The organism is Enterococcus italicus DSM 15952 (genome assembly GCF_000185365.1).
Lineage (GTDB): Bacteria > Bacillota > Bacilli > Lactobacillales > Enterococcaceae > Enterococcus_G > Enterococcus_G italicus.
The window spans coordinates 228,584-241,242 of sequence record NZ_GL622241.1 but is presented as its reverse complement, the minus strand read 5'-3'; the positions used below and the strand labels follow the sequence as shown (position 1 = coordinate 241,242).

Here is a 12,659-nt window from a genome sequence, read left to right as displayed (position 1 = left end):
AATTATACAATAAATTAGTAAAAAGTGCAATAATTGGTTTTTTAATAAGAAAAAATGATTCATTAATCCAAAAATCATGGTATAATCTATATGTGTAACGTTTGTTTTGTTATTTAAAATAACTTTTTAATAGAGGAGAGAGTATATGACAGTCGTAAGAAAAGCAGTGATTCCTGCGGCAGGCTTAGGAACTCGATTTTTGCCTGCAACCAAAGCAATTGCGAAAGAAATGTTGCCCATTGTGGACAAGCCAACGATTCAATTTATTGTAGAAGAAGCATTAGCATCTGGTATTGAAGATATTTTGATTGTCACAGGAAAGGGCAAACGACCAATCGAAGACCACTTTGATTCAAATTTCGAATTGGAACAAAACTTAGCATCAAAAGGCAAAACTGAGTTATTAAAGGTAGTAGAAGAAACGACCGGAATTAATTTGCATTTTATTCGTCAAAAACATCCGCTGGGACTAGGACATGCGGTCTTGCAAGCCAAAGCCTTTGTAGGTGATGAACCTTTTGTCGTTATGTTAGGCGATGATATTATGGAAGACAAAGTCCCTTTAACCAAGCAATTAATAGATAGCTATGATCAAACAACGGCCTCGACTTTAGCAGTTATGAAAGTACCGCATAAAGAAACTGGCAAATACGGCATTATCGATCCTGAAGCTGAAGTCCGTAACGGTCTATATAGTGTAAAACGCTTTGTAGAGAAGCCAAAACCTGCCCAAGCGCCTAGTGATTTAGCAATTATCGGTCGCTATTTGTTACGGCCAGAAATTTTTGAAATCTTAGAAAATCAACAACCTGGCGCTGGTGGAGAAATCCAATTAACTGATGCAATCGATCAGCTAAACAAAATTCAACGGGTGTTCGCTCATGAGTTTAAAGGCAAACGTTATGATGTGGGTGACAAATTGGGGATGTTAGAGGCCAATATCGAATTTGGTTTGCGCCATCCAGATACCAAAAATGGCTTAAAAGCGTATCTGCAAAACCTGGCCAAAACACTGGATTAAGGAACAGCTGCCTCTTTGCAGGCAGTTGTTTTTTTAGTATAATTTTTTTAGGGAATAAATAACTAATATAATTAAAATGGAGGAGGTTTGTTAGGGGGAAATTGTTTGGAGATATTGCTGTCGATTGGTCAATATGTGAACAGCCATATGGCCAGATACTTCAAACGAATTTGGAGTCAAAAGATATCTATAGTCAGCAAGCATACGCATGTAAAAGTTGGTTAAAACGTTTTGGGAAAAAAGAAGTAAATGATTGTCCGACGATCTTATCCATTGAAGGAAAGACAGGTTCGGGGAGAAGTTCATTTTTGGCTTCGATTCGAAAGATTGGTCTAATACTTGCTCCAGACCTTGCATTTTCGGCGATTGTTTCATTCAGTGAGTTAGATGAAATAAGTAGTAAAAAAGATGTGAGCGCAATACTTGCGGCTAGTATCCAAGGACTTACTATGGGGAAGGCTCTTTTGGAGGATAATCAATTGGTGAACTCTGGAATGAACCATACCAATCTTGATGAATGGGTGAGTACGTATTCAGCGCAAGCTGGTGGCACCAATCCTATGAATAAGTATGTTATCCTCCTTGATGATTTTGATCATTTGTCGCTACCAGATCAAGTTGTCTGGTGGAAATGTATCAATGAATTAGCTACCTTACACGCTTATATTGCCGTTGTAGTAACGATTGATCAGTGGCAACGAGTGAAGAACTTGGAATCCTTACCTCAAATTGTCTACTTCCACAGCGCATTCTACTAACAAATAACAGTCAAACTCGAGTAAAGCCATTGCTAGAGCTAGCTATTCAGCCAAGTCATTTGTCCTGGTGGCATATTTTATTAAAGCGCAATTCATTTAATTATGAAGAAAATCCTACGTTGGATCAATTTTTACGTCAGAGTTTAATGGATTTGGCCTATACGCCATCGCTAGAAAAGCAAGCAGCTTTGTTTCAGAAATTTAGCAAGTTAGATGAGGATGATTTAAAAAGTCGCCTGCAATTATTGAAACAATTAAATCACTTGCCTAGTGATAGTCATTCAAAAAACGGGATTCAAAAAAAGGCATACCACTATGTACGATCCTGGCAACCAATTATTCAAGAATTGAGCGAAAATTTCACTCTTGAAGAGCGAGAATAAATAGCGGACAAAAATGGATCTTTGATTTATTATTATTTTGATAGTTAGTCGTTTTTATTACTTAAAAGGAGGGAATTTACATGGAATTTAAAGAAGAAACGAGTCGCATTGTCCTTTTGGATGAAGGCAAAGAAATTGGCGAAATCACTTGGAGTACAGATGGTGGAGACGGATTGATCGTTGAGCATACGGGTGTCGATGGCACTTATCGAGGTCAAGGATTAGCAGGGAAATTAGTCGCAGAAGTAGTTGCCTATGCGCGCCGCAATGATAAAAAAATTATTCCAGTTTGTTCCTACGCCAAAAAAGAATTTGAACGTACACCTGATTACGAGGATGTTTGGAAAAAATAAGTAGAGGGGAGTGTGACAGAAAGTCACACTCCCTTAAACGTGACTAAACGGTGTTCAAAAGCAGATCTCTCGTCAATACGTCGAAAAGTCCCCAAAATTTTGAGGAACAATTTTAGGGATTTCCGAGCGTATTGCTCGGATCTAAGCGCTTTTTTCACGACCTTTTTTAAGAATAGGTAAAACGTGAAGGTTGTTCTTCGCACGGCGATTAGTGTAAGGTAGAATAAATATACTCTTAATGAAGGTGATCTATATGAAACAATTGATCAAGCAGCTCTTCTTTTTTCTCTTCTCACTTATAATAGCGGTGGGATTGATTCACTATTTAGCTTTACCTACGCTAATGAACTATTCGCGCTTGGCTCGGATGATTGAACGATTTGCCTATACGGAAGTAACATTAATGGTCTTTTTGTTCTTTAGTATTTGGTTTTTCTTTCTCCAATGGCAATACGGAAAGTTTTCGACAATCTATGTATATTTGGTTTATACGGTGTACTTATTTTTATTATTTATTGTTCTCTTTGCTAAGGCACAACGTTACCATTCGTATTCTTTTGATCCGTTTGACTTTCTAATATGGAACAAGCGAATTTTAATGGAAGCATTCTTAAATGTCATTTACTTTTTGCCATTAGGAGGGCTTTATGGAATGAAGGCCAAGCCGTGGGAATTTATCGTCTTATCTTTACTGACGATTTTAGGAATTGAAACCATTCAATATGTTTTTTATGTCGGGACATTTGCCATTAGTGACATTCTCCTTAATTTTATCGGCTGTACGATTGGGTATTTATTTGTGTGGAGAATCTTTACGCTACCAAAAACAAAAAATAAGCTTTCTTAGAGTTTTTGCTCTAGGAAAGCTTTTTTTGTTGGAAAATCACCCATTTAATAGAAGCGATTACAAAATAAACGAAGAAATAATGAAATTTCGTTTCTCTTTTGTAATTTTGTTAGTGAAATTTTGTTGTTTACGGAAATAGGTGGTGCTATAGTATAGGTATAAGATTTAATGTATACCAAATAGAGAAAGGAGTTGTTAATTCATTGTATGGATTTTCTTTTTATCTAAATGATGATGTAGACCAATTTTGTGATTCGTACTTAAGTAGTATGAGAGAAGTAGGATTTTCCGGTATTTTTACATCTTTACATATTCCAGAAGAGGATGCTTCAAAATATCGGCAAAGATTGGCTGATCTAGGCGTACTTGCTCGTAAATATCACTTCACTTTGATGGTTGACGTTTCATCAGGAGCCTTAGCAAAAGCTGGTTTTAATAAGAATCCAATCATGGATTTGTTGGCAATGGGAATTACTGGCTTGCGGATGGATGACGGCTTCTCTATGGAAATGGTTGCTGAATTTTCCCACCAACTTCAAATAGGGTTGAATGCGAGTACAATTACTGAAGAAGAAATCAAGCAGCTACATGAGTTTGCCGCAAATTTCTCTAATCTTTCAGCATGGCATAACTATTATCCACGACCCGAAACCGGACTAGAGCGTGAATGGTTTGTACGAAAAAACCAATGGCTTAAAGATAACGGCTTAAAAGTTCAAGCATTTATTTCCGGTGATGATGAGAAAAGAGGCCCTTTGAAAGTAGGTTTACCGACATTAGAGGAACATCGTCATCGATTACCATTAGCAGCTGTATTAGATTTGCAACAACTTGGGGTAGATTTTGTCTATATAGGAGACCCGTCCTTATCTAAGAGAAGCCAAAGTCAATTTCAAGCTTGGGTGAAAAACAAGCGACTTCTTGTATTTTGTGAAAATATCAAGGAAATATATCGAGATATTGTTTTAAACGTTCATCATAATCGACCAGATGTAGCCCGGGATGTGGTTCGTAGTAGAGAAGCTCGGGGCCGTGTGACGAATCGTGTGCTCCCATTGCAATCTCTTGAAAGAAAACTAGGTAGTATTACAATTGATAATTATTTTTATGGCAGATACATGGGAGAACTACAATTATGCAAGGTTGATTTACCAATGGATTCTCGTGTCAATGTTATAGGAAATATTGTGCAAAAAGATTTATCATTACTACCTTTTATTGGTGCTAATATAGAATTTGAACTTATAGAAGAGGAAGTGAAACAATGAGTCAAAAAGTATCTATTGAAAATTTGACGACTGAACGTCAAAATCCTCAGACTTTGCATTTAGATGAATTATCTATTCGTGAAGCGTGTCGACTAATGAATGAAGAAGATGCGCAAGTAGCTAAAGCAGTAGGAGAAGAGTTACCATCAATTGAAAAAGTAATCGAGAAAGTGATTGAAGCATTTCGTAAAGGTGGTCGGTTGATTTATATAGGTGCAGGAACTAGTGGACGACTAGGGGTACTTGATGCAGCGGAATGTGTGCCGACTTTTGGTGTCGAACCAACCATGGTTGTAGGACTTATCGCTGGCGGGCAAAAAGCGATGTTGACAGCTGTGGAAGGTGCAGAAGATTCATTGGATTTAGCAGAGGAAGAGTTACGACAAATTCAATTGACCAAAAATGATGTTGTAATTGGCATTGCGGCTAGTGGCCGTACGCCATATGTGATTGGTGGGTTGCGGTATGCGCAAGACGTGGGGGCAGTAACTTGTTCTTTATCTTGTAATAAGGAAGCATTGATTTCAAAAGAAGCGCAGTTGGCGATTGAAGTTGATTGTGGTCCAGAGTTTTTGACAGGGTCGACAAGACTAAAGGCAGGAACCGCTCAAAAATTGATTTTGAATATGATTTCAACGATTAGTATGATTGGTATTGGTAAGGTATATGGGAATTTGATGGTAGATGTTCAACCAACGAACCAAAAACTTGTAGAGAGAGCGAAGCGCATCATTATGTCAGCCACTGAAGCATCATACGAGATAGCCGAAGAATTCTACGAAAGAGCTGATCATAATGTAAAAGTAGCCATTGTTATGATTTTGACTGGTTCCAGTAGAAAAAAAGCACTTGAAAAACTGCAGACAGCAGATGGCTTTATACGAAAAACCAACTAAAGTTAGGAGGAAATAAAATGACTGAAAAGACAGATATAAAAAAGATTGCGGCAGAGATTTTTGATGGTGCAGGTGGTATGGACAATGTAGAAAGTGTGGTCCACTGTATGACACGTGTCCGCATGTCGGTACGTGATGATACCAAAGTAAACAAAGAGAAGCTAAAAGCGATTCCTGGGGTTTTAGGTGTCGTAGATGATGAGCAATTGCAAGTGATTGTCGGACCAGGAAAGGTCAACAAAGTTGCCCAAGAGATGGTGTCGATGGCTGGTGTGAATTTAGGAGAAACGATACCTGTTCATGAGCAGCATGGTAAAGAAAAAGTCGAAGCTTTAGCTGCACAAAATAAAGCTGCCCAAAAAGCAAAACAAAAATCAACACCAATGAAACGATTCTTAAAGGATATTTCGAATATCTTTGTTCCAATGATTCCAGCCTTTGTTGGGTCAGGGTTAATTGCTGGCGTTGTGGCAGTAATGACCAATATGGTGACGGCTGGTTACTTAGATGGTGATACTTGGAATCAGTTAATAATGGTTTTAAGTATTATCAAAAATGGGATGTTTTCATATTTAGCAATCTATACAGGTGTAAATGCTGCTCAAGTGTTTGGAGCTACGCCAACAGTGGGCGGAATTATTGGAGCTGTCATACTACTGACAGGTATGAATCCAGATCAGCCCATCAAGAATTTGTTTACGGGCGAAGCATTGTCAGCTAACCAAGGTGGAATTTTAGGTGTTATCTTCGCTGTATGGCTTTTGGCCCAGCTTGAAAAACGACTTCATCACGTGGTGCCGGATTCGATTGATATTATTGTGACACCGACGATCAGTATATTGCTTATTGGATTAGCGGAAATCTACTTTATTATGCCATTAGCAGGATTTATTTCTGATAATATGGTCGGTGGTATTAACTGGGTATTAAATGTCGGCGGGGCATTTTCTGGCTTTGTTTTAGGAGCACTATTCTTGCCAATGGTCATGCTTGGATTGCACCAAATATTAACGCCAATTCATGTACAAATGATTACGGAAACAGGAAGTACGCTATTATTACCTATCCTAGCGATGGCTGGTGGCGGACAAGTCGGTGCTGCCATTGCTTTATGGGTTCGTCTGCGCAAGGATAGAGAATTAAGCGATATGATTAAAGGTGCTTTACCGGTTGGGATATTGGGTATTGGTGAGCCGTTAATATACGGGGTAACGTTGCCTTTAGGAAAACCATTTATTACTGCTTGTATTGGTGGTGGAATTGGCGGTGCGGTTATTGGGTTAATTGGTGGTGTTGGAGCGATTGCAATCGGACCTTCTGGCTTACCGTTAATTTTTCTAATTGCTAATCACAAATGGTGGGGCTATGTCCTAGGGCTACTTGCTGCTTATCTAGGAGGATTTATCTTTACCTATTTCTTTGGTATTCCTAAAGATCGACTAGCTGCGATTCAAAATACAAATGCAGCTGCATCTGAAAGCCCTGTACCTGCGACACCACTAAAGACGAATGCTGAAGAATCGTTATATGCTGTTACAACCGGTCAAGCAAAGGATTTAACTGAGTCGATTGATCCAGTATTCTCACAAAAAATGATGGGCGACGGCTACTTTATCGTAGCGGCATCAGGTGACATTTATGCCCCTGTATTTGGTACAGTTGCATCGATCTTCCCAACGAAACATGCGATTGGATTTCTATCTGACAAAGGCGTAGAGGTAATGCTTCATATGGGTGTTGATACTGTAAAACTTAATGGTGAACCATTTACGATTCAAGTGAAGGAAGGCGACAAGGTGACGCCTGAGACATTGGTCGCTACTGTTAATTTGACAGCTCTTAAAGAAGCAAATAAGGCAAATGAAATGCTAGTGATTGTAACCAATATGGAATCAATAAAAACAATTAGTTCATTTCATTCAAAAGAAGTATCGCCAAACGAAGAATTATTGAAAATTAGTTTGTAATAACTGTAGTTCACAAGCGGATAAATCGGCTTGTGAACTACAACGTATTCATTAAAAAGGGGAGTATGACGATAGTTCGTCATACTCCCCTTTTTAATGGTTTTTGTAGTCTTCCATTGTCTGTTTGCTTTCGCTGATTTGCTTGGTGTATTGCTGATTTTGACTGATATATAAATAAAATAAAGTATCTACTGTCAAAAACTGGGACAAAATAGAATTGGTAGCAGCGCTTCTATTTTCGGCTTCCATGGGACGGGCTGTTTGTAGGCCGACAGTGGCTAGCTCATGCAAGGGATTATTTCCCAGTTGGGTCAAGGTGAGAATAGGTAGCTGTCTTTTTTGAGCAATCTCAGCTAGATAAAGCAATTCGGGCGTTTTTCCTGAATTTGAAATAAGCCAGAGTAAGCTATGAGCTGGTGCGTTAATCACTTGCGGTAAAAACAAATGAATGTCTCGTTCATGAAAGACAAATTGACCGATACGAGACCATTTGTGCACAATATCTTGAGCGGTCAGAGCCGAAGCCCCTACTCCAAATGTCAAAATAGCAGGAGCCTGCTTTAATAGTGCAATTGCCTTTTCGAAGGCATCTTCATTTAAAATCGAGGCCGTCTCAGTTAAGCTGATTTGAGCATTAGTGGTAATTTTTTCTTTAATTGATTGGAAGGATTCATTAGGCTGGACATCTGCATAGCTACTAGGAACCTCCTTACTCGATTGTAATTCAGAAGAGAGTTGGATTTTAAAATCCGTCAGACTTGTGTAGCCAATTTTCTTTGTAAAACGAACAACGGACGGTGCGCTGACGTTAGCTGCTTGTGCCAATTGTTTTGCAGTCATGTGAGAGGCTTGTTCTGGATTTTTTTCGACGTATTGAAAGATCTTTAACTCACCTGGAGAAAAAGAATGTTTGAAGCTATTCATACGTAAAAGGACACTCATGGCTATTCTCCTCATCTATTATTTTCATAAGTTCATTTGTCATATAAACGTTTTCTTGTTCTTATAGTTATAACACAAATCAGCCTAAAGCACTATAAGGATAAGTATAAGTCAATAAGTGACAGATGAATCAATCATGTAACCTTTTATAAAGAGAATCAAACGAAAATAATAGTTATTGTAGGTTGTCAAAAATTTGTGTCACACTAACTTTGAATATGTAACTTCTCATTTAGAAATGCCAGTAGAAAGGGGTTATAGCGATGAAGAAGAAAGTAATGTTAATATTTGGCACACGTCCTGAGGCAATTAAAATGGCACCAATTATCAAAGTATTGGAAGAAGATGAGCGCTTTGAGGCGCAAGTAGTAGTCACAGCGCAGCATCACGAGATGCTGGATCAAGTATTGTCTTTGTTTCAGATTGTACCTTACGAGGACTTAGATGAGTAACTATCCAATCAAATAAAGAGAGAAACTCAAAGTAGGAATGAGTTTCTCTTTTTTTATTGACCTGAAAGTATTTTTAGGTTATCCTAAAAATACTCAATTGAGAATATTTATCAGTTAGGAGTGAAGAAATTGATTCAAGTAACTAATCTATCCGTCGCATATGATGCGCAATCTACAGCTATTGAAAACGTATCATTAACAATCGCTGAGCCGATGATTATGGGAATTATTGGTCCGAATGGTGCGGGCAAGTCCACACTATTGAAAGCTACCTTATCACTGTTACCTTCCAAAGGGACAGTCGCGATTGCTGGAGAAGAAGCGAAAAAAGGGCGGAAGCATGTGGCATACGTGGAACAAAAAAGCCAAATCGATGCGACCTTCCCGATTACTGTGAGAGAGTGTGCCTCATTAGGTACATATAATGAAGTCGGTCTATTTCGTAAAGTCAAAAAAAAGCATTGGCAGCAAGTCGATGAAGCATTGGTAAAGGTCGGGTTGGCAGAGTTTGCTAAGCGGCAAATCAGTGAATTGTCAGGTGGACAGTTTCAGCGCGTGCTCATTGCGCGCTGTCTCGTACAGCATGCAGAGTACATTTTTTTAGATGAACCATTTGTCGGCATTGACTCAGTCAGTGAGAAAATTATTATGGATTTACTCCATGAGCTAAAGCAGCAAGGGAAAATTATTTTGATTGTCCATCATGATTTAAGTAAAGTACCTGATTATTTTGACCATGTCTTACTGATGAATAAAAAAATCGTCGCATTCGGTCCAACGGCAGAGACCTTTACGACCGCTAATCTTAGACGGGCATATGGCGAAATGGTAATGATTGGAGGAGAGGATGTATGACTAATTTTTTTCAAGGCTTACTAGAATTTCACTTCTTGCAAAATGCGCTCATTACAGCGATTGTCATCGGGGTCGTCTCAGGTGTGGTCGGTTGTTTTATTATTTTGCGAGGTATGTCGTTAATGGGAGATGCCATTTCGCATGCAGTCTTACCAGGAGTGGCCCTTTCATATATATTTGGAATCAATTTTTTTGTCGGTGCGATAGTCTTTGGGGTCATCGCATCCATCATGATTACCTATATTAAGGGGAATAGTATCATCAAAGGTGACACAGCGATTGGCATCACGTTTAGTTCTTTTTTAGCACTCGGTGTCATCTTGATTGGGGTAGCGAATAGCTCGACTGATTTGTTCCACATTTTATTTGGTAATATTTTGGCTGTTCAAGATAGCGACAAGTGGGTGACAATCACTGTCTCGGCTATTGTGTTAGCATTCGTGGTGCTCTTTTTTAAAGAATTATTGCTTACCTCTTTTGATCCAGTGATGGCGCAGGCGATGGGGATCAATGTGTCGTTTTTCCATTATTTACTGATGGTTCTACTCACGTTAGTATCCGTGACGGCGTTGCAAAGTGTCGGTACGATATTGATTGTGGCAATGCTCATCACGCCTGCTGCCACGGCATATTTGTATGCGACTAGCTTAAAAGTCATGCTAGTTCTATCGGCGACAATCGGAGCTTGTTCTTCTGTCATTGGGCTATTTATCGGCTATAGCTTTAATGTCGCAGCCGGATCGAGTATTGTGTTAACAGCTGCTGCCTTTTTTGTCATTAGTTTTTTTATTTCACCTAAGCAACGTCAGCGGAAAAGGAGTGTCCAAGGATGAGAAAAAATTGGCTGCGAATCATCGGTGTCTTTTTCTTGCTAGTCATTAGTGGCTGTACGCAAAAGCAAAGTGAAGAGTCAGCTGATAAGCTACAAGTAGTCGTCACGAATTCAATCTTGGCCGACATCACTGCAACGATAGGTGGAGACAAAATTGCGCTACATAGCATGGTTCCTATCGGCAAGGACCCGCATGAATACGAGCCGCTCGCAGATGATGTGAAAAAAGTGGCCAAAGCAGATGTCATTTTTTACAATGGGATCAACTTAGAGACTGGTGGCAACGGCTGGTTTACCAAATTAATGACGAATGCCAATAAAGTAAAAGATCAAGATTATTTTGCGGCCAGTGACGGCATTGATGTGATTTATTTATCTGGCGAAAAGATAGAAGGAAAAGAAGACCCGCATGCTTGGTTAAATTTAGAGAATGGCATCAATTACGCACAAGTTATTGCCAGGCAGTTACAGAATAAGGATGCAGTCAATGAGGATTACTACCAACAAAGGCTTGATACTTATGTTGCTAAGTTACAAGAATTAGATGAACAGGCGAAGTCGATGTTTGCAAGCATTCCTGAGTCAAAAAAACTCATCGTCACCAGCGAAGGGAGCTTCAACTATTTTTCAAAAGCATACGGCGTTCCTTCTGCCTCAATCTGGGAAATCAATACGGAAGAAGAAGGTACACCTGGTCAACTGATTGCCTTAATTCGAATGCTACGCCAAAGCGAGGTACCTGTATTATTTGTCGAAAGCAGTGTCAATGCACGTCCAATGCATACAGTAGCTAGAGATACCGACTTACCAATCTATGCTGAATTATTTACGGATTCGATTGCGAAAAAAGGAGAAGAAGGCGACAGTTATTATGCAATGATGGAATGGAATCTTAAAAAAATTGCAGAAGGTTTGATGCGATAATGGTGAAAAAAGAGCCTAATAGTTTTGTGTAGCTCAATCCGAAGAAAACCGTGAGACAAAAGGAGGTACTAAACAAAGCCAGAAAATCCAAAAGGTTGAGAAATGCTTTCTGGTTTATTGCTTAGAGCTAACCGCGCTTGTCATAACCTTGATAAACGGTATGCCAAACGCAGCTCTCTCGTCAATCAGTCAAAAATTCTCAAAAATTTGAGGAGCAATTTTCGAAATTTCTGAACTTATTGCTTAGAGCTAACCGCGCTTGTCATAACCTATTGTATACAAAAAAATCCGATAGGCGAGCCTATCGGACGGAATGACAGAATGAGTTAATTTGAGCGACCGACGATGACTTGGCCAGCATAACCAAAACCAACTTTGGTCGTAGATGGATCCAATTCCCAATCACGGTGACCAGTACCAGTAGCGCTAATCATATTACGCTCAGTGTACCAAGCATTAATGACATCTGTTCCAGCGCTATAGTAAAAGGCTAAGACTTCACCGGCTGTACTCCAGTGGTTATTTGGAATCGTATAATTGCTTGCTAGAATTTGTTGGGCACGTTGCGTTGCGGCAGCGGCTAAGCTTGTGTCCCAACTTACTGGATTTAGGCCTTTTGAGGCGCGTAAAGCATTTAGAGCATTTAACGTGCTATCTGCTGAAGTCGTTGCTGTCGAACTTGAACTTTTTGCTGTTGTGTTCGAAGCGGTTGTATTCGTACTACTTGCAGTGGCAGTGATCGTTTTTGCTGCGCTTGTTGTCGTAGCAGCTGAAGTACTTGCAACAACTAATTTTTGATTGACATAGATGACATTGCTATTTGTTAAGCTATTCCATTGTGTCAATTGTGAAACAGATACGCCAAACGAGTTTGCAATTTTGGCAATCGTGTCACCTGACTGAACTGTATAGACGGTTTGACCATTTGTTGAGGTCGTTATTTTTGCAGCAGCAGTCGATGTTGCAGCGGTTGTGCTCGTTTTCGTTGTTGTCGAAGTAGCCGTACCTGTCGTTGTGGTGCTCGTTGATGTGGTAGCAGTTGACGCAGTCCCAGATACTTTTAATGTTTGATTCACATAAAGGACATTCACATTGCTCAAGTTATTTAACGATTGAATGTTCGCAACAGTTGTCCCTAACTGACTCGCAATCTTAGATAGC

13 protein-coding genes and 1 pseudogene are annotated in these 12,659 nt (G+C 39.4%); 12 read left to right on the top strand and 2 right to left on the bottom strand.

Annotation, left to right across the window (positions count from 1 at the left end; genetic code table 11):
• The first annotated feature begins 145 nt into the window (after window positions 1-145).
• The 8 genes from galU to HMPREF9088_RS01145 all read left to right on the top strand — a co-directional run bounded on the left by galU (window position 146) and on the right by HMPREF9088_RS01145 (window position 7,493).
• Window positions 146-1,021, top strand: coding sequence for a UTP--glucose-1-phosphate uridylyltransferase GalU (gene galU / locus HMPREF9088_RS01180; RefSeq protein WP_007207266.1), 876 nt, complete (start codon window positions 146-148; stop codon window positions 1,019-1,021).
• A gap of 101 nt (window positions 1,022-1,122) precedes the next feature.
• Window positions 1,123-1,779, top strand: coding sequence for a hypothetical protein (locus tag HMPREF9088_RS01175; protein WP_007207265.1), 657 nt, complete (start codon window positions 1,123-1,125; stop codon window positions 1,777-1,779).
• Window positions 1,780-1,808: 29 nt separating this feature from the next.
• Window positions 1,809-2,162, top strand: coding sequence for a hypothetical protein (locus HMPREF9088_RS01170; protein WP_040366022.1), 354 nt, complete (start codon window positions 1,809-1,811; stop codon window positions 2,160-2,162).
• Window positions 2,163-2,242: 80 nt separating this feature from the next.
• Window positions 2,243-2,515, top strand: a complete 273-nt coding sequence (locus HMPREF9088_RS01165; RefSeq protein WP_007207263.1) for a GNAT family N-acetyltransferase — start codon at window positions 2,243-2,245, stop codon at window positions 2,513-2,515.
• Between the two features lie 253 nt (window positions 2,516-2,768).
• Window positions 2,769-3,362: a VanZ family protein gene (locus HMPREF9088_RS01160; protein WP_040366020.1), complete on the top strand. Its 594-nt coding sequence runs from the start codon at window positions 2,769-2,771 to the stop codon at window positions 3,360-3,362.
• Window positions 3,363-3,565: 203 nt separating this feature from the next.
• Window positions 3,566-4,630 carry a DUF871 domain-containing protein gene (locus HMPREF9088_RS01155; protein WP_007207261.1) on the top strand — a complete coding sequence of 355 codons (1,065 nt, stop codon included), beginning with the start codon at window positions 3,566-3,568 and terminating at the stop codon, window positions 4,628-4,630.
• Complete coding sequence (murQ, locus tag HMPREF9088_RS01150) at window positions 4,627-5,526, top strand: N-acetylmuramic acid 6-phosphate etherase (protein ID WP_007207260.1); 900 nt, start codon at window positions 4,627-4,629, stop codon at window positions 5,524-5,526. Before HMPREF9088_RS01155 ends, murQ begins: the two co-directional genes overlap by 4 nt.
• Window positions 5,527-5,543: 17 nt before the next feature.
• Window positions 5,544-7,493, top strand: coding sequence for a glucose PTS transporter subunit IIA (locus HMPREF9088_RS01145; protein WP_007207259.1), 1,950 nt, complete (start codon window positions 5,544-5,546; stop codon window positions 7,491-7,493).
• A 93-nt stretch (window positions 7,494-7,586) separates the two neighbouring features.
• Here the strand turns inward: HMPREF9088_RS01145 and HMPREF9088_RS01140 are convergent, their stop codons facing one another.
• Window positions 7,587-8,435, bottom strand: coding sequence for a MurR/RpiR family transcriptional regulator (locus tag HMPREF9088_RS01140; protein WP_040366019.1), 849 nt, complete (start codon window positions 8,433-8,435; stop codon window positions 7,587-7,589).
• A gap of 263 nt (window positions 8,436-8,698) precedes the next feature.
• Between HMPREF9088_RS01140 and HMPREF9088_RS01135 the strand changes: the two are divergent.
• The 4 genes and pseudogenes from HMPREF9088_RS01135 to HMPREF9088_RS01120 form a co-directional block, all read left to right on the top strand.
• A pseudogene (locus HMPREF9088_RS01135) lies at window positions 8,699-8,881 on the top strand (UDP-N-acetylglucosamine 2-epimerase); the annotation flags it as partial.
• Between the two features lie 135 nt (window positions 8,882-9,016).
• Entirely contained in the window at window positions 9,017-9,742 is a 726-nt protein-coding gene (locus HMPREF9088_RS01130) for a metal ABC transporter ATP-binding protein (RefSeq protein ID WP_040366018.1), read from the top strand.
• The gene (locus HMPREF9088_RS01125) at window positions 9,739-10,575 is read left to right on the top strand and encodes a metal ABC transporter permease (RefSeq protein WP_007207255.1); all 837 of its coding nucleotides are present in this window, start codon (window positions 9,739-9,741) and stop codon (window positions 10,573-10,575) included. The genes HMPREF9088_RS01130 and HMPREF9088_RS01125 overlap by 4 nt, the downstream gene beginning before the upstream one ends.
• Entirely contained in the window at window positions 10,572-11,498 is a 927-nt protein-coding gene (locus tag HMPREF9088_RS01120) for a metal ABC transporter substrate-binding protein (RefSeq protein ID WP_007207254.1), read from the top strand. The genes HMPREF9088_RS01125 and HMPREF9088_RS01120 overlap by 4 nt, the downstream gene beginning before the upstream one ends.
• A 326-nt stretch (window positions 11,499-11,824) precedes the next feature.
• Here the strand turns inward: HMPREF9088_RS01120 and HMPREF9088_RS01115 are convergent.
• A partial coding sequence (locus HMPREF9088_RS01115) for a LysM peptidoglycan-binding domain-containing protein (protein ID WP_169309443.1) occupies window positions 11,825-12,659 on the bottom strand: 835 nt, incomplete at its 5' end.

Excerpts from the sequence above, each read along its gene's own strand:
- galU (WP_007207266.1), top strand. The coding sequence starts at position 146 with ATGACAGTCGTAAGAAAAGCAGTGATTCCTGCGGCAGGCTTAGGAACT.
- HMPREF9088_RS01165 (WP_007207263.1), top strand. The coding sequence starts at position 2,243 with ATGGAATTTAAAGAAGAAACGAGTCGCATTGTCCTTTTGGATGAAGGC.
- HMPREF9088_RS01160 (WP_040366020.1), top strand. The coding sequence starts at position 2,769 with ATGAAACAATTGATCAAGCAGCTCTTCTTTTTTCTCTTCTCACTTATA.
- murQ (WP_007207260.1), top strand. The coding sequence starts at position 4,627 with ATGAGTCAAAAAGTATCTATTGAAAATTTGACGACTGAACGTCAAAAT.
- HMPREF9088_RS01145 (WP_007207259.1), top strand. The coding sequence starts at position 5,544 with ATGACTGAAAAGACAGATATAAAAAAGATTGCGGCAGAGATTTTTGAT.
- HMPREF9088_RS01140 (WP_040366019.1), bottom strand. The coding sequence starts at position 8,435 with ATGAGTGTCCTTTTACGTATGAATAGCTTCAAACATTCTTTTTCTCCA.
- HMPREF9088_RS01125 (WP_007207255.1), top strand. The coding sequence starts at position 9,739 with ATGACTAATTTTTTTCAAGGCTTACTAGAATTTCACTTCTTGCAAAAT.
- HMPREF9088_RS01120 (WP_007207254.1), top strand. The coding sequence starts at position 10,572 with ATGAGAAAAAATTGGCTGCGAATCATCGGTGTCTTTTTCTTGCTAGTC.